The sequence below is a fragment of the Picosynechococcus sp. PCC 7117 genome (assembly GCF_001693275.1).
Taxonomy (GTDB): domain Bacteria; phylum Cyanobacteriota; class Cyanobacteriia; order Cyanobacteriales; family MRBY01; genus MRBY01.
Window position 1 is genome coordinate 1,695,807 of the sequence record NZ_CP016477.1, and the last position, 21,738, is coordinate 1,717,544.

The 21,738-nt window shown below is 46.4% G+C and carries 23 protein-coding genes and 1 tRNA gene; 16 read left to right on the forward strand and 8 right to left on the reverse strand.

From position 1 onward, the window contains the following. The first annotated feature begins 29 nt into the window (after window positions 1-29). On the forward strand, window positions 30-1,091 hold the full coding sequence (locus AWQ22_RS08160; protein WP_065711687.1) for a D-alanine--D-alanine ligase family protein: 1,062 nt from the start codon (window positions 30-32) through the stop codon (window positions 1,089-1,091). Window positions 1,092-1,174: 83 nt separating this feature from the next. On the opposite strand, the gene AWQ22_RS08165 is transcribed toward AWQ22_RS08160, so the two are convergent. Then, window positions 1,175-2,371 (reverse strand): phosphoglycerate kinase, encoded by a 1,197-nt coding sequence (locus AWQ22_RS08165; RefSeq protein WP_065710756.1) that lies wholly within the window; start codon window positions 2,369-2,371, stop codon window positions 1,175-1,177. Window positions 2,372-2,529: 158 nt separating this feature from the next. Between AWQ22_RS08165 and AWQ22_RS08170 the strand changes: the two genes are divergently transcribed. Together AWQ22_RS08170 and AWQ22_RS08175 are read left to right on the forward strand one after the other, a co-directional pair. Then, a complete protein-coding gene (locus AWQ22_RS08170) occupies window positions 2,530-2,934 on the forward strand; it encodes a universal stress protein (protein WP_012307201.1) in 405 nt (134 codons plus the stop codon). Window positions 2,935-3,406: 472 nt separating this feature from the next. Then, a complete protein-coding gene (locus tag AWQ22_RS08175; protein ID WP_012307202.1) occupies window positions 3,407-3,961 on the forward strand; it encodes a hypothetical protein in 555 nt (184 codons plus the stop codon). A 236-nt stretch (window positions 3,962-4,197) separates the two neighbouring features. On the opposite strand, the gene psaC is transcribed toward AWQ22_RS08175, so the two are convergent. Beyond that, a complete protein-coding gene (psaC, locus tag AWQ22_RS16380) occupies window positions 4,198-4,443 on the reverse strand; it encodes a photosystem I iron-sulfur center protein PsaC (RefSeq protein ID WP_012307203.1) in 246 nt (81 codons plus the stop codon). Window positions 4,444-4,697: 254 nt separating this feature from the next. Here psaC and AWQ22_RS08180 point away from each other — a divergent pair, with 254 nt between their 5' ends. The 3 genes from AWQ22_RS08180 (at window position 4,698) to AWQ22_RS08185 (ending at window position 7,336) form a co-directional block, all read left to right on the forward strand. Further along, a complete protein-coding gene (locus AWQ22_RS08180; RefSeq protein WP_065710757.1) occupies window positions 4,698-5,276 on the forward strand; it encodes a DUF1997 domain-containing protein in 579 nt (192 codons plus the stop codon). Between the two features lie 154 nt (window positions 5,277-5,430). After that, the gene (locus tag AWQ22_RS17280) at window positions 5,431-5,553 is read left to right on the forward strand and encodes a membrane protein (protein ID WP_041443506.1); all 123 of its coding nucleotides are present in this window, start codon (window positions 5,431-5,433) and stop codon (window positions 5,551-5,553) included. 130 nt (window positions 5,554-5,683) lie between these two features. Further along, on the forward strand, window positions 5,684-7,336 hold the full coding sequence (locus AWQ22_RS08185) for an MBL fold metallo-hydrolase (RefSeq protein WP_065710758.1): 1,653 nt from the start codon (window positions 5,684-5,686) through the stop codon (window positions 7,334-7,336). Here the strand turns inward: AWQ22_RS08185 and AWQ22_RS08190 are convergent. The 3 genes from AWQ22_RS08190 to AWQ22_RS08200 form a co-directional block, all read right to left on the reverse strand. Beyond that, window positions 7,333-7,647 (reverse strand): DUF6679 family protein, encoded by a 315-nt coding sequence (locus AWQ22_RS08190; protein WP_012307207.1) that lies wholly within the window; start codon window positions 7,645-7,647, stop codon window positions 7,333-7,335. The genes AWQ22_RS08185 and AWQ22_RS08190 overlap by 4 nt on opposite strands. A gap of 84 nt (window positions 7,648-7,731) precedes the next feature. Beyond that, window positions 7,732-8,619, reverse strand: a complete 888-nt coding sequence (locus AWQ22_RS08195; RefSeq protein ID WP_065710759.1) for an alpha/beta fold hydrolase — start codon at window positions 8,617-8,619, stop codon at window positions 7,732-7,734. An 85-nt stretch (window positions 8,620-8,704) separates the two neighbouring features. Beyond that, entirely contained in the window at window positions 8,705-9,427 is a 723-nt protein-coding gene (locus AWQ22_RS08200) for a hypothetical protein (RefSeq protein ID WP_030007012.1), read from the reverse strand. A 235-nt stretch (window positions 9,428-9,662) separates the two neighbouring features. On the opposite strand from AWQ22_RS08200, the gene AWQ22_RS08205 reads away from it, so the two are divergent. From AWQ22_RS08205 to AWQ22_RS08250, 9 genes are all read left to right on the forward strand, one after another. Continuing rightward, window positions 9,663-10,169 carry a GNAT family N-acetyltransferase gene (locus AWQ22_RS08205; RefSeq protein WP_030007011.1) on the forward strand — a complete coding sequence of 169 codons (507 nt, stop codon included), beginning with the start codon at window positions 9,663-9,665 and terminating at the stop codon, window positions 10,167-10,169. 53 nt (window positions 10,170-10,222) lie between these two features. Beyond that, window positions 10,223-10,296, forward strand: a tRNA-Pro gene (locus AWQ22_RS08210). A gap of 408 nt (window positions 10,297-10,704) precedes the next feature. Further along, the gene (locus AWQ22_RS08220; RefSeq protein ID WP_099238604.1) at window positions 10,705-11,547 is read left to right on the forward strand and encodes a Tic22 family protein; all 843 of its coding nucleotides are present in this window, start codon (window positions 10,705-10,707) and stop codon (window positions 11,545-11,547) included. 21 nt (window positions 11,548-11,568) lie between these two features. Beyond that, a complete protein-coding gene (prmC, locus tag AWQ22_RS08225) occupies window positions 11,569-12,444 on the forward strand; it encodes a peptide chain release factor N(5)-glutamine methyltransferase (protein ID WP_065710761.1) in 876 nt (291 codons plus the stop codon). Between the two features lie 154 nt (window positions 12,445-12,598). Continuing rightward, entirely contained in the window at window positions 12,599-14,221 is a 1,623-nt protein-coding gene (locus tag AWQ22_RS08230; RefSeq protein ID WP_157094599.1) for a hypothetical protein, read from the forward strand. Continuing rightward, window positions 14,214-14,723 (forward strand): prepilin-type N-terminal cleavage/methylation domain-containing protein, encoded by a 510-nt coding sequence (locus AWQ22_RS08235; protein ID WP_084448976.1) that lies wholly within the window; start codon window positions 14,214-14,216, stop codon window positions 14,721-14,723. Before AWQ22_RS08230 ends, AWQ22_RS08235 begins: the two co-directional genes overlap by 8 nt. 18 nt (window positions 14,724-14,741) lie before the next feature. Further along, window positions 14,742-15,284, forward strand: a complete 543-nt coding sequence (locus tag AWQ22_RS08240; RefSeq protein ID WP_065710764.1) for a Tfp pilus assembly protein FimT/FimU — start codon at window positions 14,742-14,744, stop codon at window positions 15,282-15,284. Between the two features lie 111 nt (window positions 15,285-15,395). After that, window positions 15,396-17,864, forward strand: coding sequence for a prepilin-type N-terminal cleavage/methylation domain-containing protein (locus AWQ22_RS08245; RefSeq protein WP_065710765.1), 2,469 nt, complete (start codon window positions 15,396-15,398; stop codon window positions 17,862-17,864). Window positions 17,865-18,051: 187 nt separating this feature from the next. After that, window positions 18,052-18,576, forward strand: coding sequence for a Tfp pilus assembly protein FimT/FimU (locus AWQ22_RS08250; RefSeq protein WP_084448977.1), 525 nt, complete (start codon window positions 18,052-18,054; stop codon window positions 18,574-18,576). An 89-nt stretch (window positions 18,577-18,665) separates the two neighbouring features. Here AWQ22_RS08250 and psbQ read toward each other — a convergent pair whose 3' ends face one another. The 3 genes from psbQ to AWQ22_RS08265 all read right to left on the reverse strand — a co-directional run bounded on the left by psbQ (window position 18,666) and on the right by AWQ22_RS08265 (window position 21,230). Next, window positions 18,666-19,124 (reverse strand): photosystem II protein PsbQ, encoded by a 459-nt coding sequence (gene psbQ, locus AWQ22_RS08255; protein WP_223209910.1) that lies wholly within the window; start codon window positions 19,122-19,124, stop codon window positions 18,666-18,668. A gap of 263 nt (window positions 19,125-19,387) precedes the next feature. Then, window positions 19,388-20,097, reverse strand: a protein-coding gene (locus AWQ22_RS16555; RefSeq protein WP_397428282.1) for an IS1 family transposase whose coding sequence is annotated in 2 segments (ribosomal slippage) — window positions 19,388-19,812 and window positions 19,812-20,097 — 711 coding nt in all. Because the reading frame shifts where the segments join, the coding sequence is not laid out codon by codon here. 44 nt (window positions 20,098-20,141) lie between these two features. Then, entirely contained in the window at window positions 20,142-21,230 is a 1,089-nt protein-coding gene (locus tag AWQ22_RS08265) for an RNA-guided endonuclease TnpB family protein (protein ID WP_065710767.1), read from the reverse strand. A gap of 27 nt (window positions 21,231-21,257) precedes the next feature. On the opposite strand from AWQ22_RS08265, the gene tnpA reads away from it, so the two are divergent. Beyond that, window positions 21,258-21,671 carry an IS200/IS605 family transposase gene (tnpA, locus tag AWQ22_RS08270; RefSeq protein WP_030007004.1) on the forward strand — a complete coding sequence of 138 codons (414 nt, stop codon included), beginning with the start codon at window positions 21,258-21,260 and terminating at the stop codon, window positions 21,669-21,671. Window positions 21,672-21,738: the final 67 nt, after the last annotated feature.

Sequence of the window (21,738 nt, forward strand, 5' to 3'; positions counted from 1 at the left end):
TGATCCCGATATCTATGGTGGAGAACGTGATGGCACGGCAACGGGTTGGTTTATTGTTTGGCGGGAAATCTGGGGAGCATGATGTTTCCATCGTTTCAGCGGCGGCGATCGCCAAAGCCTTTGCCCAGGAAGATAACCCCCACAAATACGAACTCCTCCCGTTTTACATCGACTGTAATGGTATTTGGCACGACCCAGAGATTTCCCAACAGGTACTCACTGCCGGCAAAGCCCTCCCCGTAGAAACCGTTGATCCGGCCAGTCGCTGGCAATTTCCCCAGGCAGCCCCCAGCATTGATGTGTGGTTTCCCATTGTCCACGGCCCCAATGGGGAAGATGGCACCCTCCAAGGCCTACTGACCCTCATGGAAAAGCCCTTTGTGGGGAGTAAAGTGCTCGGTTCAGCGGCGGGTATGGATAAGCTGGCGATGAAAATGGTTTTTGCCCAGGCGGGTTTGGCCCAGGTGGATTATGTGGGCGTGTTGCGTTCTGAAGTCTGGTCTGGCCCCTGTGTTTTCCCAAAGGTCTGCGACAAAATTGAAGCCCAGCTCAATTATCCGATGTTCGTTAAACCCGCAAATCTGGGGTCTTCCGTGGGAATTAGTAAAGTGCGCACCCGTGACGAACTAGAAAAAGCGCTGGATCTCGCGGCAGAATATGACCGTCGGCTTATTGTTGAAGCTGGAGTGACAGCTCGTGAAGTGGAATGCGCCGTCCTAGGAAATGATCAGCCCAAAGCTTCGGTGGTGGGGGAAATTCGCTTTGACAGTGATTTCTACGACTACGAAACGAAATACACCGACGGGAAATCTAGTATGCACATTCCTGCGGAGATCCCAGGGGCGATCGCCCAACAAATTCAAGAACTCGCCATTAAAGCCTTCCAAGCCCTCGACTGCCGTGGCATTGCCCGGGTGGATTTTTTCTATGTGGAAGCGACCCAGACGGTGTTAATTAACGAAATTAATACCCTGCCTGGGTTTACAGCCCTGAGTATGTACCCGCAATTGTGGCAACAAAGCGGCGTTCCCTTCCCTCAATTGGTGGATCGCCTGGTGCAATTTGCCCTAGAGGATGTCCCACAGGCTTAACATTCTCGGAAAATTCTTTGTAAAAAAGCCCCCCTAAATTGAGCTAGGGGGGTATTTGTTAGAGCAAAAGAACGGTTAAAAGTTTAGGCATCATCGAGGGCAACAATACCGGGAAGCTCTTTTCCTTCGAGCAGTTCGAGGCTGGCACCACCACCTGTGGAAATGTGACTCATTTTGTCTGCAACACCAACTTTTTCGACGGCCGCAACGGAGTCTCCACCCCCAATAATCGTGACCGTACCAGTTTCAGTCGCACCAGCAAGGGTCTTGGCGATCGCCTCGGTACCCACGGCAAATTTATCGAACTCGAATACCCCCATTGGGCCATTCCAGATCGCTGTACCACAGCCATCAAGAGCTTCTTGGAAGACCTTCACAGAATCGGCACCAATGTCGAGACCCATCCAGCCATCGGGAATTGCGTCAACGCTGACAGTTTTAGCTTCAGCATCGGGGGCAAACTTGTCTGCGACAACCACGTCAGTGGGCAACAAAATTTTCCCCTGGGCCTTTTCCATTAAGCTCTTTGCCAAATCGATCTTGTCATCTTCGACGAGGGAACCACCGACGGATTTCCCTTGGGCTTTGTAGAACGTAAAGATCATCCCGCCGCCAATCAAAAGCTTGTCACACTTTTCGAGGAGGGTTTCGATGACGCCAATTTTGCTGGATACCTTAGAACCGCCAACAATCGCCACGAGGGGACGTTTGGGGGCTTCGATGGCGCCCTTGAGGAACTGGAGTTCTTTTTCGATCAAAAGACCCGCAACAGAAGTGCCAACATGGTGGGTTACGCCTTCGGTGGAACCATGGGCACGGTGAGCCGTCCCGAACGCATCGTTGACATAAATGTCTGCATTGGCCGCGAGTTGCTTGGCAAATTCGGGATCATTCTTTTCTTCGCCGGGGTTAAAGCGGAGGTTTTCTAGTAACGCCACTTGACCATTGCCGAGGTTGGCGATCGCCTGGTTCACATCATCTCCAACGCAATCATCACACTTGGTGACAGATTGGCCCAACAATTCAGACAAACGAGCGGCCACAGGCGTTAAGCGCATCGAATCAACCACCTGACCCTTCGGACGACCCATGTGGCTCCCAAGAATTACCTTGGCACCTTTCTCAGTCAAATATTTGATGGTGGGGAGTGCTGCCCGAATCCGGGTATCGTCAGTGATTACACCACTCTCATTGAGGGGTACATTAAAATCAACCCGGACAAACACGCGCTTACCGCTTAAATCTGCCTCTGTTAAATTTGCAACTGATTTCTTAGCCACAATTAGGATCCTCCAAATGCTTGCTTTTTATAAAGTTCTGTCATCTTGTCATCAGAAGAAGACCATTTTTCCGAGAAAATTGAACTAGAAGTTCCAAATCCAGAAAAATATCTCCATGCAGATTTTACCGGAGCCTGTGTCTAGGAGGTAGAGCTACCATGTTTAAAACCATTCTTTTTCCCGTTGATAAAAGTCGTGAAGCCCGTGAAGCGGCGGAAACCGTGATTCAGCTTGTGAAATCCTTCCAAAGTCGTTTAGTCTTGCTCTCCGTGGTCGAACCGACAGAGCCAGAGGAACGCCAGGGGGTGATGAATTCCGAAGAAGCGGTGGCGAAGCTCCTCCAGGGAGCCCATGATCTCTTTGCCCAAGCGGGGATCGAAGCGGAGATCATTGAACGGGAAGGGATGCCATCTTTTACCATTTGTGATGTGGCCGATGAAATTGAGGCTGATTTAATCGTGATGGGCTGTCGGGGTATGGGCTTAACCCAAGAAGGAGTCGCCGAAAGTGTCACGAGCAAAGTTACGAATCTTTCTCCTTGTCCGGTCTTGATTATCCCCTAGGGACTTGCTCTGCCAGTTAAATATCCAGCTTGAGATCACTTCTCTTTTTTTCTACAGGGCGGAGGCGATCGCCTTTTGCTGTTCAGCCTTTTCGCCCATGGCAATGTCAGAATTTTGATTTTTAATGAAGCAAGACTCAAAAAATCATTAAGTATTTATATTTATTCCAGTGCTTCTGTCTCTGAGCAGAGAATGATTAAATACAGATCAAAATTGCGACAATTTTCGCAGATAAAAAATTGATCATCTTGTCTATGGCGAAAGTAGGAGTCGAAATTAACATTCATCACTTATGATTGCATTAAGATTTAACAAAATAGGTACTGTAGCGTCCCAATTAAAACAATAGATGTCTAGTTATATTTCTATGGGGAAAATAAAAAATAAAAGAGCAATCCTTTAACGGCAATGAGTATCATTGGGTCTGTAAAGTATTGTTCTTGCATCGTCACAGTAGGTTGAAATAGCGCTTATGAATGCAGCATCTACCAACAATGGTCCGAAAATTCAGTTGATCGGCGAAGTCCTTGAAGATGCAGGCTTAATTTCCGAAGCCCAATTACAAACGGCTCTTTTTGATCAGCAAATTTATAGTGATTTAAAATTTGGTGAAATTTTGACTTTGCGGGGCTGGATTCGTCAACCCACGGCTGATTTTTTTGCAAAGTATGCTAAACAAGAGTTGATCTTAATTGATAGCAAACGGCTTGGTGATTATTTACTTGAAGCGGATTTACTGACCACCGAGCAGCTCGCCCTAATTCTTGATGAGCAACGGCTAAACCATATGTTATTCGGCAGTTTAGCGGTGTTGAAAGGTTATATTCCCCAGAAAACCTTGAATTTTTTCCTGCGTCGTATCCTAAATCAACATGTTGGCGATCGCCGATTTTGGCAGACTACCCATCATCCCAAAACATCTCTCGCCCAGCAGCCCAACGCGAAAGCGACTCAACCCCCACTCTCTAAAGAGACCTTAAACACAGCCAAGGAGACTGATCCCACAGAAATTAACTGGATTGGTTAATTTACTCTTGATTGTTTTTAAAAATAGAACTTAATCCTGAACAAGTCTGACCCATGGCGATCGCCATCTACGCGGATCGCCGCATTCTAATGGCGAAACAAATATAATGTAGCGGACAATAAAAAAAAGAGAGGACTAAAATGCCTCTCCGGAAATGACCAGAATGGTTGAAAACGTTAATGGGATAGTGTTTTAATATAACCCAATACAAAAAGGCTTGTGTTAAATGGGCGAGTTTAGTAGGCCAGACCCATACTACGAGTTGTCTCGGCACCGAGGTAAACCCGGATACTGAGAAAGTCGGTGGGGCAAGCAGTTTCACACCGCTTACAACCAACGCAATCTTCCGTTCTAGGAGAAGATGCGATCTGACCCGCTTTGCAGCCATCCCAAGGAACCATCTCTAGGACATCAAGGGGACAGGCACGGACGCACTGGGTGCAGCCAATGCAAGTGTCGTAAATTTTAACGCTATGAGACATTGAGTGTTAACTCCTACAAGAATGTGGTTTGATTATGTCAGCATTCTGGATTATGGGTTAGTTTACCGCAGGGCTAGAAGTCCCTTGGCGAAAAGGTGATATAAGTTTACGTTGCGTTACATATCCCTAAAAAACCGGCGTCTCTAGGCAATTTTGAGCGTTTTTTGAAATTTTCTGGGGTGCTTTTTGGGGGCAAAACCAGGGTTTCTATTGATTCGATGTTGACTACAAAATTTTAGGAACAAAACTTTACTATGGCCATCCGCTTCCAAGCTCTCGAAGTTGTTGCCCTCTCCGTACCAGAGGCACCCCGTCCGATTCAAGAGTATCTCCAAGACATTGATTGTCTGGTGGGGGCGATCGCCGATCCAGAACGCACCGAAAAAATTGCCCCGGATCAATACCAACTCAAAATGCGGCCCATTGGTTTTTTAGATCTGTACAAATTTCAGCCCATTGTGACCTTGAAAATTTGGTGCGATCGCCACTACCAAGTCCATATCAAAAGTTTGGACTACCAGTTGCGGGGTCTAGAACCCTTTATGAAGGGCTTTAAACTCGATGTGACTGGTCGATTACAACCCATCGCTGATGAACAGGAGCAATGGTTACTCGAAGGTGAAGCGGATCTCCAGGTTAAACTCGAATTGCCGCCGCCCCTCTGGTTTACCCCCAAAGCACTGGTGAAAAAAACGGGCGATCGCCTTTTGCGGGAAATTCTCCAACGCATCAAGGGGCAACTCCTTGACCAGTTAGTGCGTGACTACCAAGTTTGGGCCAACGGTACCCGCGAAAATTCTACCTGTGGCGATCGCCTTGAAACTCACCCGTAAATTTCCCGAAGGATACACCCTGGTGCCATGGATAAAAATTCCGTAAAATCCAAAAATTTCCGATAAAATAGCAGATTTTGCCGCCACAAAAGTTAATTTCCGCTCTCTGGAAAAATCGCTATGATGAAACTGAATGTACAGTTACCCTAACCCTATGGATATCAAATTACTTTTATTGGCTTTGACTGGTGTCTTTACCGTGGCTTGTCTCTTTTTCGGTACCCAAAATGGTTTTTATGATTCCGATGATTACCACGGCAATGGTTCTGCCCACTAATGCCCCTACCCACATTTTTTGGGGAGTTTCGCCACAAGTTCCCTTAAGCATGTCTTTTATTGTTCGTTGAGATACTCTAGGATCTCCTGCGGCGATCGCCTCCTTGGGATTCTAGGATTTTTTGTGCCCAATGCCCCCTGCCGTCGCGCCTGATTTGCCTCAATTATCCTGTCTGCCCTACGCCACTGGCCAACAAGCAGAAGGTGTTTGTCTGCTTCTGACATTGGGGCCTTATCAACTGCTCCTCGACTGTGGTGTCAAGGATTTTGAGCATTTTCTGGCCCAGGATAAAATGCCCGATGCTGTTTTTTGCAGCCATGCCCACCGGGATCACGCTGAGGGAATTCTCGCTCTACATCGCCATTTTCCCGCAGTCCCTATTTATCTCAGTGCTGCGACCCAAGCATTGTTGCCCCTCAATTGGCCTGGGACAAAAGTTCCCGCTGAGTTGGGTCAAGTGCTGCCCTGGCGATCGCCCGTAGAAATTGCAAAAAATTTAACCCTGCAACTTTTCCCCGCTGGACATTTACCAGGGGCGGCGGCGGCCTTGTTTACGCTCCATACCCCAGAGCGAGATTACACGGTATTTTATACAGGGGATTTTTCCGTTTCCCATTTTCAGTTGGTGAATGGCTTATCCATTGAGGCCCTGCGGGGTCTCCAGCCCGATGTGTTGATCATCGAGGGTAGCTATGGCACCATGCGTCACCCCCACCGCCGTCAACAGGAAAAATATCTCACCCAACGGATTCTCGACGCCCTAGACGCTGGTCAATCGGTAATTTTGCCGGTACCGCGCCTCGGCCTCGGCCAAGAAATCCTCAAATTACTGCGATCGCACCACCAATTTACGGGCAAAAAAGTCGATATTTGGGTGGAAGGTCAAGTGGCCCGTGGTTGTGATTTGTATCTAGAGATTTTGCCCGAACTGCCAAATCCAGTACAAAATTTCGCCCGTCACCAAGCCCTCTTTTGGGATGACCGGGTGTATCCCCGGATGCACCGCCTCGCTCCAGGTGAATATCCAGATCTACACCAGGGCAACCATGTGATCATCACCGATTACACCAATGATTTCGCCAAGTATTGTGAGGCAGAGGAATGTTCTTGTTTACTCCTGTTACCGGAACATCCAGGGGTTTGGTTAGATATTGAAGCGCCTCCCCTCGCGGCGATCGCCCCTAAAAAGCACGTCCAAATCGAAACCTATCTCCTCGCCGAACACAGCGATGGTCGCAATACCACCCAGTTAATCCATAACTTGCGGCCCCAACACGTTGTCTTTTTCCATGGTTCTTCCCAAGACCTAGAAGATCTCACCGCCCTCGAAGAACTCCAAAGCCGCTACCAACTCCATTGTCCCGCCGCTGGCAAGTTAGTTGAGCTTCCCATTGGGGCCACTTTTATCCAACCAGCAGGCCCCCACAGCACAGAATACGAAGGGGAAATCAATGAAGTGGGGGCTTGGATCACCATCAGTTTGCCCAATAGCCTCAACGATGATCCCCGCTGGCAAACCTTTGCAGATACGGGCCTGGTGGAAGCGCGCTGGCAAGGGGAAGAACTCGTACTGCGGGGCATTAACGAGCGGGAACTGCTGCACCATAATGTCGATGCCCAACGATTTAACAACTTAGATTGTTGCCTCAACTGCCGTTTCCAAAAAGGATTGCGCTGCCAACAACCAAAATCCCCCCTGTATCGCTTTAAGGTGACACCAGAGGGGTATTGTCCGGAGTTTCAGGCGATCGCCCAGGCTCCAGATCTGTCAGAAGAAATTTAGTCTTGGTTTTTGGAATCGGGGAAATGGGGGAAAATTTGCTCCGCTTCTGGGCAATCTTCGGCGATCGCCAGTTCCACGTCCATCTTCGGCACCGAGGCGAGTTTTTGGGTAATGGCACCGACGCTTTCTAGGCGCACTAATTCTTCCCAGGAGGAAATTTCGTCATCTTCTTCCGTTTCATAACGGATTGTGAGAATTTCTCCCTCAAACGCTGTAATGGTTGCATTTTCAATCCAGCGCTGTTGATCCCGCAAGAATATACAAACTTCTTTTTCGTCGTTGCAGATTTGGTTAATCTTGCGGTGTAGCATAAGCTTCTCCAAGGTTTGGGCAGAGCACAGTAACATTTCTCTACTAAGCATTGTAGACAATCTCCCTGCACTTTTACAGTCTTTTTAGGGGTGATATTGATTTAAAATTTTGCGGATATTTTCTGCCACTGAGGCGACTTGTTCAACCATTGCTAAATGACCGCAGTGATCAATTTCTCGGACATTATTGCCCATACAACCAAAACTAGGATGAAAGCTGGCTAAATGGCGCACATACTTCAGTTCCATGACGGGATCTTGCTGTCCTGCCAAAAAATAAACCGGTTGGCCTAATTGCGCCACCAACTGCGGTAGATAATGCACTTCTTGTTCGGTGGTTGTTTCGAGGAGAGCACCGAGGGCGGCAGTGGCATCGGCCTGGAGAAAGTCATGAATTCTCTGTTTTCCCCATTGTCTTGAGAGGGGACGATGCACCATTAACCGGGCAAAAAATAAGTCCAATAACGGTAAATGTTTCAGGAAGGGCCAGCGATTTTTGACGAGGTTCTGGCCAGCATTGCGAAACTTTTCAAAGTCTTCTTTGAGATAAATGCCCCCCCCAGCATTGATACAGATAATTCCCCGCACCCGTTCGGGACAAATGGCGGCCCCCCATAGGGCAATACTCCCCCCTAGGGAATGACCCACAAGCCAAACGTTTCTGAGGTTGAGGGTGTCGAGTAAATGTCGAAGATCGGTGCCGTAATCTTGGAGAGTGTAGCCTTGGTCTGGGTAGCGATCGCCTTGGGTCTTAGCAGCAGATTCCCCAAAACCTCGGAGATCGTAGGCGAGACAGGCATAATCTTGCTTTAAAAGATCAATGAGGGGCTGCCAATAGGCGCGACTTAGGAGCCAACCATGGATAAAAACAAGAGTGGGATATTCGGTCTCTTCTCCGGCAGGATCTGCGGGGCGATCGCTGGGGGTAAAGTCATAGGCATGGAGCACATCGCGAATTACCGTTGTTGCCATAAAATCTTGTTACCAATGGGCTCACAGTTCTACCACCCTTTATCTTACCCAAGAGCGTTCTCCCAGGTTGCCCTGTCTAGGGACATCATGAAAGGTGCAGCAGGCGATCGCGCACATTACTCGCAATTCGTTGGCCTAAATACTCAGGAATCGCGCTTTCATTGGGGCCAAAAAGATACAAAATCAGCCTTGTATTGCCACGCCAAGACACCAAATTCGCATTAATCACTAACAAATCTTCCTGCCAAATCGCATACATGGCCCGGTACAACAAACCTTCCTGTTCCTTGGCTTCGATGATTAGAGTCGGCAGGTGAAAAACAGGGTCAATGTAAAATTCCGTATGCACCTCGGCGAGCCCCTCTGCAAAATCAAACTCGACGGCCAACATTTCCTCTACTTCAAAGCGCCCAGCCAGGGCTTCCCGCACTGCTCGACAGACGTTTCCGGCGGTATTTGGGGCGAGGGGCTGATTATTGCGATCAAGACTAATCTTAATAAAAACGAGCATCGGCGCTTGGATTTGTCCATACAGACTGAGGCTATGGATCTTCAAACCGTAGGCTAAGAGAATCCCGAAAATGTCACTTAAAAGAAAAGATTGGTTTCGGTAGGCAAACTGGAAGACGCTCCGGTTGCCTTCGGGACTAATCTCAACAATCGGCTTCTTGGCCCGGTAGAGCTGGTAGGCTAACTGGAGATTTTGAAATTGCGCTTCGCTACTGACGAATTGTTCGTAAAATTCGGGAAATGAACGGTTGAAACGTTTCAGTAGATCTAAATTAGAAGATTTGAGGGTGGCGGCCATAGTTAATGGGGGGCAGTGGGGCTAAAGATACTCAACGATAAAGACGATGATGCGTTTGTGATCTCCGAATAACCCTTATTTTCTACAGTGTACTCCAGGAATTTTGCTCTTTCTGCTCCCTAGTGCCCCGGCAGCCCACAGTCAGCCTTCGCAAAAGATCTTGTAAGATTATCAAGAATATTTATTTGTCATGTCCTGCGACTTCATCCGAGGCGATCGCCCCCATAAAATGAGCATGGGTTTCCTAAAACGACTATTTAATCCCACCGTTGATGTTCCAAATGTCCAGATCAGTGATTCACAACTTGAGTCTGCTGGCCAACCGCGTATTTTCTTTAGCCTAGATCGCGACCTAGATCTCTACGAACTAGAAGAACTCTGTGATCAAGTCGGTTGGGCCAGACGCCCGATTCGTAAAGTCCGCAAAGCGATCCAACATAGCTTTCTGGTGGTCACCGTCTGGGAAGTGCGCAATAGTAAACGGCGGCGTCTCATTGGGTTTGCCCGGGCCACCTCTGACTGTGCCTTCAATGCGACGGTGTGGGATGTGGTGATTCATCCCCAGTTCCAGAGCCAGGGTTTAGGTAAAGGCCTGATGCAGTTCATTATCAAAAAACTGCGAGAGTCAGATATTAGCAATATTACGCTTTTTGCTGATCCCCAGGTGGTGGAGTTTTATCGGCGGTTGGGTTTTATCCTTGATCCAGAAGGGATTAAAGGGATGTTTTGGTATCCAAGCTAAAAATGATTTCGCAAACCGCCTGCAGCTAAGTTATACTAGCTGAGGTATTTCACCGGGATGTAGCGCAGCTTGGTAGCGCGCCTGCTTTGGGAGCAGGATGCCGCAGGTTCAAATCCTGTCATCCCGATTTTTTAAGTTTTAAAACTTTCTGGTGGCGATCGCCGCCATTAATTTGACCACCCCAGGTCAGCCAAGACACTTCAATCAAAAGCCTAGATCGCCCCAGAATAATTGAATTTTTTGTGTTAGAGTCGAAGTCGTTGGCCAGCCTATGCCGATACTTTTCTATCTGCAATGGAACTTGAGTATAAACATTTACGAAATGGAACTCCAATTTACGGAGCCACGTCTCTAGAATACATTGATAAACTGCAACATCCGTCATCCATGGGAGACCCCAGTTTATCTAGATCATGGCGTAGATTGCCGCTTTTTTAATGGGGATTTCTAAGACGTAAACCACAGTATTTTGACGGCTTATTTTTTTAGGATTAATTTTTCTAATCTTGCAGTTATTTTGTTTGAGGTTTTATTTATGAAAAGTCTGGTTCGTTTGGGTCAAAAAGCCCTACTGATGGGCACGGTAATCGCCGGCACAATCTTAGGTGTTAATGGCAGTGTGTTGGCGCTCCCTGAGGCAGCCGTCGTCGAAAAGCTCCGGCCAATTCCGATGTATATGCTGATCAACGACGAAGGACAGCCCATTTTTGCGACAGTCACCGACCAGAATGGCGGCGAGTCGGGGGTTACGGGCGTTTTTGTGAGTCTTTCGGATGCCGAAAACCTCGTGGCGGCCCGCCAAACAGAATCAAAAAGACTCCTCGATGCGGAACGGGCAAAACCCAATGCCGATCCCCAAATTGTCGCTGAACTAGAAGCTCAAGCGGCCCTGTGGCAAGAGGCCAACGTTCTTCCCATCGGTTTGGATAAGATCTACCAGTTTGCCCAGAGCGATGAAGCAGAAGATTTGACCTTTAAGTTTTTGCCGACCATGGCGCAGTTAAATGCGGCGGCCCAAGTGACGCAACAGGAAAACTTCCCCGGTGTGCCTTTATTTTTCCTCTCGATTCAGGAAAAGGATGCCAACGGACAAGATATTGTTTCTTTCCCAACTCTGGCAGGGGATGACAACAATGGCAACGGTGAGATCCCTGTTTTCTTTGAAGTGCAGCCGATTCTTGAGCAATTAGATGCTTTCCCGGAAGATGAAGAGCTGAGTATTAATGTAATGCCCCTTGAGGTATTTATCGCAAAACTGCTCGATGAGGATCTACCCGCAGAGGAGCAGGAATTTTTGGAGTCGATGACCCTAATTCCCTCGACGGAATCGGCCCAGTTGATCCAAGCTGTCATTGAGCAGCAACGGCAACAACAATAGGGTATTGGGAACGGTTGATTCTTGAGTGAGATTATTGCGGCTCAGGATTTAGTACGGTGGCGACAGTGGGCCAAAACCCAGGCGATCGCCACCGATATTTCTGTTGAGGAAGTGGATTGGTTTCTCCAGGGGCTGACCACCGTGGATCGGTTGAGTTTGCGGCTGGGGATTCGGGAAGACGTGCAGAGTCAGGTGTCTTTGGTTGAACTTTCACGACTCTGGGAACGGCGCTGCCAAGAGAAAATCCCGGTGCAATATCTTGTCGGGAAAACGCCCTGGCGCAATTTTGAGCTAGTTGTTTCCCCTGCGGTCTTGATCCCTCGACCCGAAACGGAATATTTAATTGATCTGGCTCAGGCGAGTCATCATGATTTACACACAGGTCATTGGGTCGATCTAGGAACGGGCAGTGGGGCGATCGCCTTGGGTCTGGCCGACAGTTTTCCCGCAGCGACGATTCATGCTGTTGATCAGAGTGCCGCTGCCCTTGAGGTCGCCCGAAAAAATGCGATCGCCTACGGATTGCAAGATCGAATTCAGTTTTACCACGGCAGTTGGTGGGAACCGCTGCAACACCTACAGGGACAGGTGGCGGGTATGGTTTCCAATCCCCCCTATATTCCTGCTGTCTTACTGCCGGACTTGCAGCCAGAGGTTTATCGCCACGAACCCCACAGCGCCCTTGACGGGGGCATAGATGGATTAGCTGATCTGCGAATTTTGGTGAATGAAGCGCCGGATTATCTGATTTCTGGTGGTATTTGGCTCGTTGAACTGATGCGTGGCCAGGGGGAAGCGGTGGCGCAATTACTCGCAGACAATGGTCATTACACTCAAATTCAGATCATTCATGACTTTGCCGGGGGCGATCGCTACGTATCTGCTCAGCGCAAGTAAATATTAGTTTCATCGTGATCAGAGTCACGATAGCTTGCTTTAGGAAAACTTAATTTTAATTTGGGCTAGATATTTACTCTAGGACGGGAATACTCATTTTAGATAAGATAATAATAGTCGGTACTATAGGTTGCATCAGGATTAGGTGCGCGCTATGAAGTTTTTTCTCTTCCAAGCATGGTTAAGAATACGGCGACGGAGACTTAACTCTCAGATTAATGAGGATGGCTTTGTTTTGCCATTAGTGTTTGGGATCGGGCTATTCATGCTTATTGTTGGGGCAACAATGATTTTCCGAAGTCAGGATGATCAAACTACGGCGATCGCCCAGCGTGAAACATCTTCTGGTTTAGCGGCAGCAGAAACGGGGATTAACCGGGTCTATAATTTTCTCACTGCAAACCGTGTTTTTTCCCAATATCCATCAGACAATAGCCTCACTTCCTACAGTTGGCAGAATGGTCAAACTTGGGAAACATTAGTTCTTAATGCCAGTACCAATCCAGTGATTGTTGATCAGTGTCTAACAGAAACTGCTATTGATGAGTCTATTGATGAACTAGAACGATATATTGACGATGTATGGGTAAATGTCGATGAAAATCGACCAGAAGAAGGGCAATTTCAAGTAGTTAGTTATGAATATGTTGGTGTCTCCAAAGATGAAGAATCAGATATTGATGCAGGCATTCTTATTGGGCGCGGTCTTCTCCAAGTGAAGGGACGAGTAAATACCGACAGTGAAGATGATACTGGTGATAATGAACTAGGCACTGCAGTCAGTTCTGTTTATGTAGAAATTCCAATTCTCAAAAACCAGCCTTCTATTCAAGGTGTTCCTGGACTCTGGACTTTTTCTCCTTATCTAGCCGGAAATCAAAAAGTAGAAGGAGATATTATGATTAGCGGCATTACTGGCTCAGGCTGTGACATTTTTGCCGATGGAGTCATCGAAGACTTAGAAGATGCCATCGTCGGTCCAGGAGAAGTGATTCCCGCCCCAGGTCTTCCTTTTCCAAGTCTACCAGCGCTCCCTGCTCTGGCAGATCGTAACGAACTTGCCGCTATCAATGGTAATGGCCTTGATTTGACGTTCCCTCGCTCAGGAGATAAACATATCCTGCGAACTATCAATGGCGTTCCGACTGAAGTTTATCACTACAATATCGGTACTGCCCCTGATGGCTCAAAAAGTCCTGTGAGTATTAATCTAGGGGGCAACGGACGCATTACGATTCGGACGGGAACAAAAACAGTTTCAGGACAAACCCGTCAGCAAATGGTTATTTTTCATGCAAATGGGAGTGTAAACATTGGCGGAACTTCTACTATCCGTCACTTAGAAATGAGTACGGTCAATGCAGCCCAGAACAAATCTTTCTTCCAACTTTATGGCAAGGGAAATACGGGAACACCCGCTGGCTCATTTGCTAAACCCGACTATTACTTCTGTGTGAACGGGACTCCAGAGTCGAGCTACTTTGTCTTGGGGCCTGACTACACCTATGGTGTAAATGGTGGAGGAGGAGCGGAAGCAACCATTTATGGCACAGTTTGGGTAAAGCAAGTTTCCAACAGTGAACTTACCCTACTTGATGGCGCTACCCTGCCCTGTGGGTCAAGTTCCAACCAAATTATTGTCAAACAAGAATTAACCGAAGATGACCTTATAGAAGTAGAAGCTATTCTTGGGGAAGCGCCAATACCAGAAGGCAGCAATCCCAATCCGCCTATCCTCCGACCTTTTATCAATTGGAAACGTTTACCCAATGGCTAATTTCTGGTCACTACTGTTGTGTCTAAATCGACGACAAGACCGAGGATTTACTTTCATTGAAGTCCTCGCAGGAATTTTAATCGCACTGATCTTTACTTTGATCGCGACTCAGGCGATCGTGATCGGTACAGTGTTTAAAGTTCGAGCACGCCGAATTAGTGAAGCCACCAATGTTATCCGTGCCGACCTCGAAGAATTGCGATTTTTATCTACTTCCGCAAACCCTGAAAATATTAATAGTCAGTTAATTCAACTCTGTCAGGCAAGCTTCTCCACAGCCTTTATTAATTCTTTTGCTGGCACTTTGCCTCCCGTGGATTCGCCAGTTACTCTCCTCAATAAAAGCTACGAGCTACGCCGAGAAGAAAGCTATCCCGAATGGAATGTCCTTCGCTTAAGTTACTCTATCAGAGATACAGATAGTCCCAATGGTGTTGTAATTGCAGAGCTACAGGCAGAAATCACTCCGGAAGCATCTACTGAATGTCCTTGGATTAGATAAGGAAAAACGAATAACTTAATGATTAATCAACCATGCATTGTTCCCGCTGAAAAAGGCTTTACGCTAATTGAACTCCTTACAGGGATGTTGATTGTGGGGATTCTAGCTTCAATTTCAGCCCCTAGTTTCTTGGGACTCGTCAATCGTGGTCGAGTGAATGAAGCGCTTAATCGTACTCGAGGCGCTCTTCAAGAGGCACAGCGAGAAGTTATTAAAAAAAGCAATACTTGTAATCTTACTTTTAGCCCATCCGGTCAGACTGTCAATATTATCGGAGGATGCTTAGTTACTGGCCCCAGAGTAATGTCTCGAGTAACCTATCGTCATACCCTTGCTAATAATGACCCTGCTAATGTCATCGAATTAGATTTTAAGGGTGTGCCAGTAGAGGATAACTTTAATGATGGTCAAGAAGTATTTGTCTTTCGTGGAAATGGAAACTATGAACGCTGTTTGGTTATCTCGCGGGCTTTGGGATTAATTCGTGTCGGCATCTATAATACATCTGGAACAAGTGACACATCCACTGATGCAACTAAATGCATTACAGGTCAAGTATAAAGTGAAAACTCTACTACAATCTAAAATAAAGCAATTCCGATTAATTGTAGATTTTATCTATAAAAACTATTTTGTAATCATCATTTTCTTTCCCTTTGAGTCTCCTAAACCATGAAAGTCGGTAAGTTTGCACGCTACAAATCTTTAAAACATCGCGGCTTTACGCTTGTGGAAATTCTTTTGGCGATCGCCATGAGTTCCATTGTGGTAAGTGCAGCAGGCTATGCCATCGTTTTTGTCAGTAAGAAAAATCAAGTCTCTGAACTACAGTCAGTACGTCGGATTGAACTAAACCGCGCCCTAGACTTTATCGCCGATGATGTTCGTGAAGCAAGTAGTGTGAGAGGAAATGAGGATAGTCCCGCTGATACTCGATTACAAATTATCAAAGCAGATAATAGTGTTGTTGAATATTACTACGATCCAGTTGCTTCTAGTGATGTTTGGTCAGGGCCCGGAGTGATTCGTAGAAAAGAAGGCGACAGTCCAGCCGAAGTACTGGTAGACGGTATTGCTAGCGACATTAGTAGTCTTTCTGGTACTGGCTGTTCAGGTGATGATAATCTTATCGCGATTCCAAATACAGGATTTGTGGTTTGTATCAACAGTGCTTTCCGGACTGCGGATCTTGCCCTTTATGGTCGCCTTAATGTTGAGGATAAAGCCAGTCTTTCTGAAGAAGACTTTCTAATTGTTGCGACAAAATTTGTGACCCGAAATGCACCGCCTCCCCAAAGATGCATTATTCCCGATTTAGTTGGGAAAACAAAAACTGAAGCCCAAGATCTATGGGATACTGCTGGTTTTATCAATAATTTGAATCTCATTGGAACTGATAATGAAATTGCGATCCAAGGGCTTCCTGCCAATAGCGTTCAGGACTGTAGCAGCACAACGATGGACGCAGGTGATGACGATGACATTTGCACAGTGCCGAACTATGATAATGGCTCTACAATGATTAGTTCAGCTTACAGCAACTGGAATAGTAGTGATTTTACTGGGAGTTTTACTGCTAACGGCTTTGAAATCGATTCAAGCACCGATCTAAGCACTATAAACCGAACCATCGAAAGCCAAGCTCTTTCTCCTCAACCCTTTCAAAATAATGGAACAGAGGTTATCTGCACTGCTTCTATTCAGGTGACTGAAAAAACCTGCACTGTTCCTAATGTCACTGGTCAATTAAATACTGTGGCCATTGCGAACCTGACTACTGCAGGTTTCACAAATATCGATCAAGAAGTTCGTCCAGGAACAATTAGCTTTACTGTCGATTATCAGTCGCCTACTGCAGGAGAAAACATATTCTGTTCTGCTCCGGTTACTATTGGCGAACCAAAATGTACTGTTCCCGAGTTCCGGGGAACAAACTCTGATAATCGTGCAACCCTTTGGAGTAGCGCCCAATTTACTGGAAACCTAACCTACACTGGCCCAGCTAATACGAACCTAACTTGGCAGAGTATTGCTCCTGGGACAATTGAATTTTGTGATGCTGATATCGAAGTTAAGCCTGCTGCAACCTGCACAATTGATCCTGACCTCTTAGTCGGTCGAAATGTGAGCACGGCTCAAAGTAACTGGAGCAGTGCAGGTTTTTATGCTGATACTTTTGATTCTACTGAGGTTGCCAGTGGAGCCAATATTGCGGGTTTTGAATTTAGAGATCCTATTTCAGGAGATGTTATGACCGAAACCCTAAATGCTGATGGTGAATACGAAATAGACTGCGGCACTCTCATCAAAGTGGATGATCAAGTCTGTACTGTACCGATTATGGAGCGTACAGGAGTCGCCGATCCAGCAAAAATCAGTTTGAGTACAGCCAGAACCAGATGGACAGGTGCTGGTTTTCCTGCAGGAAACCTAATCGAAGAGAAATTCTTAAGTACTACTGATGTAGTAAATGCTCAAAGTATTGCGGCTGGGACTGATTTAATCTGTAGCTCATCTGTCACAATTACTGGGACTGGTTGTGTGGTTCCAGATTTAGTGGGCAAAACTGCTTCGACAGTACAAAGCATTTGGACAGGTGCTGGGTTTACCACAACCCTTGGCTCTTCTCTTACTGGTTGGCACAATGGTAGCACTCTCAATGTTTCTAATAACTTGTCTAGTACCAGTTGGAATACTTTTACAACCTTTGGCCAGACACCAACACGAGGAGACCTGAGAGCTTGTACTGCGACAGGCACTGTCTCTAACAATGCCCCTACCAATGTAACTGCAAGTCTTACATCAGCTAATGCTAGTAATAATGTAACCGAGTACACCGTTAACATTACCTGGGATTTCTCACTCTCGGCAGGTCGTTATTATGTCTTTACTTGTGAAAGCAACAACAAAAATCAGACTTGTAATCCTACAGTAAACCGTAGTGACATCGAAAACTCAACCTCAATTGTGCGCTTTAATGGCAATCCCATCTTTACAGATAAACAGGCAACTCATATCTTCACCACTTCTTCTACGAATAAACAAAGATGTTATGCAGTCGTTGCTAGAAATATTAGTGGGGATTCTCTAACGCCTCAAAGTATAGTCACAACAACGCCAAAGTCTTGCATTGTCTACTAGGTAGTTGATATGTATTTGGCTTTAAAATGATGTATCCATTAAAGCCTATAGATGCCACTTGCTCAAAATGAAAATAAAATGATTATTTTTTTGAGAGGCTGAATTAGATTCCCATACCCTATACGAACGACTAACAAAATTTGATTGTATGATTGACTTAAGTCAAGTCTAGGGAGTTCATCTGCCAATGAAGATAGCAAACTTTATCAGCAGAAAAAATATAAATCTAAATTATGGCTTCACCTTATTTGAATTATTAGCAGGGTTAGTGATTGTTGGAATTCTTGCCGGAATTTCTGTCCCTAGCTTTTTGGCGTTTGTAGAAAGGGGCAGGGTCAATGAAGCGGCAAATATCTTACGTGGGGTGATTCAAAGTTCCCAGAGAGAAGCAATTAAAAAAAGTACAGACTGTACAATCCAATTGCCAGCCAAGCAAACCAAAAACCCGACCATTTCTTCGACTTGTTCAATTGATGGCCCTCGTCGTTTAAAGAACGTTGTAATTCAGTATAATCAAACAGATCAAATTTCGATTGACTATCAGGGACGATTTAACCGAAAGCGAACAATTGTACTTTATAGTGAAAATACAAATTATAAACGTTGTTTAGTCGTTTCAAGTTTTATCGGTATGACGAGAACCGGGATTTATACAGATCAAGGTCTCAATACAGTCAGTGCCGACTATTGCCAGAAAACAAATGTAGGTTGAGATACGTGAAAACTGCCAATAAAAAAGGCGATCGCCTGACCGCCTCATCACTTTTACAAGGAATTTTTTTAAAACCGAATAAATTTTAACTAGCTTGCTTCAGCATCACCTGGGATCAACTGTAAGAAAGCATCAAAATCCGCAAGGGCATTTCTATATTCCGTTGTAGTCGCAGTTGCATTCCGGGCTTGGGCCGCAACATCTAGACGTTCCAAATGAGCAAAGATTTCATCGATGAGATCCTTGGCTGCTTTTTGGTCATTCGGCAGCAGGGTATTCGCAAGATAGGTCAGATCACGACGTAGGAACCCGAAAGGCCCGTGAATATAGGTGCGTGTATCTACCCAGTTATCGGCTTGAACAAATTCCCCAAGGGTCTCCATGCCTTCGCGGGCTTCGCTAACAGGCACCATATAGGTTTGGATTTGGGAAATCCGGTCGGGGGTGTAGGTATCAGGTACTTTGACCGCAGGGCTAGAGCAACTGACGAGAAAAGTGGTGATGACCACTAACAGCAAGGACAAAACTGACCGCAAACGTAGCATCATGGTTATGTATTAAAGCTTAATGACGTTATCAGGTTTTCAATTGCCAACATCATCTCACAATTGACGCTCATTCAACCAACCTTACGGGTATGGATGGAGATTCTTGATTCACAGACTCTTGCCTAGACAAAGCGAACCTTGCCCCCGACAGACCGTCTCCACAAGCTTTTTCTTGAACGGTGCGCCCCACCGCTCTTTGTTTAATTACAATCGCACTGGCGATATCCCGTGGCATTAATGCCCCACAACTGACACAGGTAGTACTAAAGGGGTAATGAGGAATTGTAGTGATGGATGAAATTCCACAATAGTCCAATGTGATTAAATACACACTTGGAGAAGGCTAGACTGCGTCTCACAAACCGTGACATCCTTTGCCTCACAGTACAATTAAAGCGCTCAATATAACTGGTTTTACCACTCTGTTTGCTAACCACCCGATGACGCTTTGAAGGGAATACGCCACGGTAGGCTTCCCACTCATCCGTGTAGAAGACTCCACATTGCCGATATACCCCAGGCAATGACGCCCACAGTGCTTTTGCACTCTCTCGACCACGGCAACCAACGTGCAGACCAATAATTTCCCGGGTTTGAACGTCAAGGGCCAGCCAGACCCACTGTTTATTGCCTTTGTGGTCAACAAAAGACCAGAGTTCGTCACACTGCACCTTTAAAGACCCCTTTTTTTGGGGACAACCTTGGCCCTTCTTGGTACTTGTGCTGCTTTCATATTGACGTAATTTTGCAGCCATTGTTCAGAAACTTGAACAGCTCTGGCGATGCCGGCCATCGAAATACGTTCGAAAAGCAGACGGTCAATCAGAGCGCGGGTTTCAGCATCAATGAGTTTATTGGTGGGATGTTCCACGAATTGACGACCGCATTGCTTGCAGAGAAAGCGCTGTTTACCGTTGTGGATGTGCCCATTTTTGACTGTATGTTGGGATTGACAGCTGGGACATTGAGGCATGGGTCGGAGTCAATGACTTCCGTTCTACCTTAACAAAACCGTCATTACCCTTTTAGTACCACCCTGACACAATTATGCTGACGGTCTGACAGTGCTTTTTGGTGAACATGGCCACAATCAGGGCATTCCTGAGAGGTTCCACGGGCATCTACTTTGAGGTACCCTTTGCCTCGTTTCCAGCAGACCCAGGGCAAAATTACATTGAGGAATTGGCCATGGCCAGCATCAAGCATGTGTTTTCCTAGCATCCCACGGGACAACCCTTTGAGATTCAAGGCTTCCACTGCAATCACATCCCCCCTATCACATAAGTGATGAGCCACCTTAAAGTGAAAATCCTTGCGGGTATTCTTGATGTGCTCATGCAGCTTTGCTATTTTGCACTGGAGTTTCTTCCAGTTGCTAGACCCTTTTACTTTTTTTCTGAGTCGTCGTTGCAGCAATTTCAGCTCGCGTTGCAACTCAACAAAAAACCTAGGCCTCTCAACTTGCAACCCATCAGAGGCCGACAAGAAATATTCCAGCCCAACATCTACGCCAACTACTGCCCCTGCCAGTGGCGCATCGGGAACGTTTATCTCTGACGTAAAACAGAGCATCACATAATAACCCGATGCACGCTTGACCACCCTTGCTTGCTTTACTTGAAAGCCTTCTGGGTAGTCTCGCGATTGTCGAATGCCAATCTTGCCAATACTTGGTAGCTTGACCCACCCATCCCCCAAAAGATTCTTCCCTAGCTGAGGGAACATGAATGAATGCATTTGCCCTGGTTTTTTAAACCGTGGGAACCCAAAACCCCGCTCTTTTCTGTCTTTGAACGCCTTCTCTAAAGTTTTGAGTACCTGTTGAAGGGCTTGGGCATTGACAGATTTGAGTTCTGGGCTAGATTTCTTTGCTTTAGTGAGGGATTTAGCTTGAAAGAAATAATTCGGGTAAGGGGCATCCGCTGCCATGATGTACTCGCTATGCAGCGGGCAAGCATTGACAGGGCACTTTCTTGAAGCGCTCCAATCTTTGCGCTCGCGCAGGGCGTAATTCCATATCTTGCGACAAACATTGAGACTATTTTCTATGGTCTCAATCTGTTGCTTGGTTGGCTTTAGCTTGTACTCATGGGTCAGTGTTAGCATAGTTATATTTTAGCTTAGTCGCCTAAAGTGTCACCCCCCTTAAAACGTCTTTATCACTGTTCTTATAACATTCAATTTTATTTGGTCGCTTGCACTAAATATCGTCGCAAATGTATTACCCGCCCGATGCTGGACAGAATGCAAGAGATATTCTCTGCCACCCTCAGCAAATGGGAGGGAGACTTACTTGAGTTCAATGGGGAAGCTGACCATGTTCACTTATTGATTTCCGTCAATCCCAAAGTTCAGCCTTCCAAGCTGGTTAATAATCTCAAAACCGTTTCGAGTCGATTACTCCGAAAGGAATTTGGCGATCATTTAAATGCGGTTTATCACGGCAAGCCTATTTTTTGGAGTCGCTCGTACTGCCTCATTTCTTGTAGGGGCGCCCCTATTTCTGTCCTCAAGCAATACATTCAGCAACAACCTGAGATTGACTGACTTGCTCCCTCCGGTCGCGCTTCGCTACACCACCCCCTAACCCTTAGGGTATAGGCGGAGTACTGCG

What these genes read in the sequence shown, in the direction of transcription:
- AWQ22_RS08160 (WP_065711687.1), top strand. Translation starts at nt 30, where the DNA reads ATGGCACGGCAACGGGTTGGTTTATTGTTTGGCGGGAAATCTGGGGAG.
- AWQ22_RS08170 (WP_012307201.1), top strand. Translation starts at nt 2,530, where the DNA reads ATGTTTAAAACCATTCTTTTTCCCGTTGATAAAAGTCGTGAAGCCCGT.
- AWQ22_RS08175 (WP_012307202.1), top strand. Translation starts at nt 3,407, where the DNA reads ATGAATGCAGCATCTACCAACAATGGTCCGAAAATTCAGTTGATCGGC.
- psaC (WP_012307203.1), bottom strand. Translation starts at nt 4,443, where the DNA reads ATGTCTCATAGCGTTAAAATTTACGACACTTGCATTGGCTGCACCCAG.
- AWQ22_RS08180 (WP_065710757.1), top strand. Translation starts at nt 4,698, where the DNA reads ATGGCCATCCGCTTCCAAGCTCTCGAAGTTGTTGCCCTCTCCGTACCA.
- AWQ22_RS17280 (WP_041443506.1), top strand. Translation starts at nt 5,431, where the DNA reads ATGGATATCAAATTACTTTTATTGGCTTTGACTGGTGTCTTTACCGTG.
- AWQ22_RS08185 (WP_065710758.1), top strand. Translation starts at nt 5,684, where the DNA reads ATGCCCCCTGCCGTCGCGCCTGATTTGCCTCAATTATCCTGTCTGCCC.
- AWQ22_RS08190 (WP_012307207.1), bottom strand. Translation starts at nt 7,647, where the DNA reads ATGCTACACCGCAAGATTAACCAAATCTGCAACGACGAAAAAGAAGTT.
- AWQ22_RS08195 (WP_065710759.1), bottom strand. Translation starts at nt 8,619, where the DNA reads ATGGCAACAACGGTAATTCGCGATGTGCTCCATGCCTATGACTTTACC.
- AWQ22_RS08200 (WP_030007012.1), bottom strand. Translation starts at nt 9,427, where the DNA reads ATGGCCGCCACCCTCAAATCTTCTAATTTAGATCTACTGAAACGTTTC.
- AWQ22_RS08205 (WP_030007011.1), top strand. Translation starts at nt 9,663, where the DNA reads ATGGGTTTCCTAAAACGACTATTTAATCCCACCGTTGATGTTCCAAAT.
- AWQ22_RS08220 (WP_099238604.1), top strand. Translation starts at nt 10,705, where the DNA reads ATGAAAAGTCTGGTTCGTTTGGGTCAAAAAGCCCTACTGATGGGCACG.
- AWQ22_RS08230 (WP_157094599.1), top strand. Translation starts at nt 12,599, where the DNA reads ATGAAGTTTTTTCTCTTCCAAGCATGGTTAAGAATACGGCGACGGAGA.
- AWQ22_RS08235 (WP_084448976.1), top strand. Translation starts at nt 14,214, where the DNA reads ATGGCTAATTTCTGGTCACTACTGTTGTGTCTAAATCGACGACAAGAC.
- AWQ22_RS08240 (WP_065710764.1), top strand. Translation starts at nt 14,742, where the DNA reads ATGATTAATCAACCATGCATTGTTCCCGCTGAAAAAGGCTTTACGCTA.
- AWQ22_RS08245 (WP_065710765.1), top strand. Translation starts at nt 15,396, where the DNA reads ATGAAAGTCGGTAAGTTTGCACGCTACAAATCTTTAAAACATCGCGGC.
- AWQ22_RS08250 (WP_084448977.1), top strand. Translation starts at nt 18,052, where the DNA reads ATGAAGATAGCAAACTTTATCAGCAGAAAAAATATAAATCTAAATTAT.
- psbQ (WP_223209910.1), bottom strand. Translation starts at nt 19,124, where the DNA reads ATGATGCTACGTTTGCGGTCAGTTTTGTCCTTGCTGTTAGTGGTCATC.
- AWQ22_RS08265 (WP_065710767.1), bottom strand. Translation starts at nt 21,230, where the DNA reads ATGCTAACACTGACCCATGAGTACAAGCTAAAGCCAACCAAGCAACAG.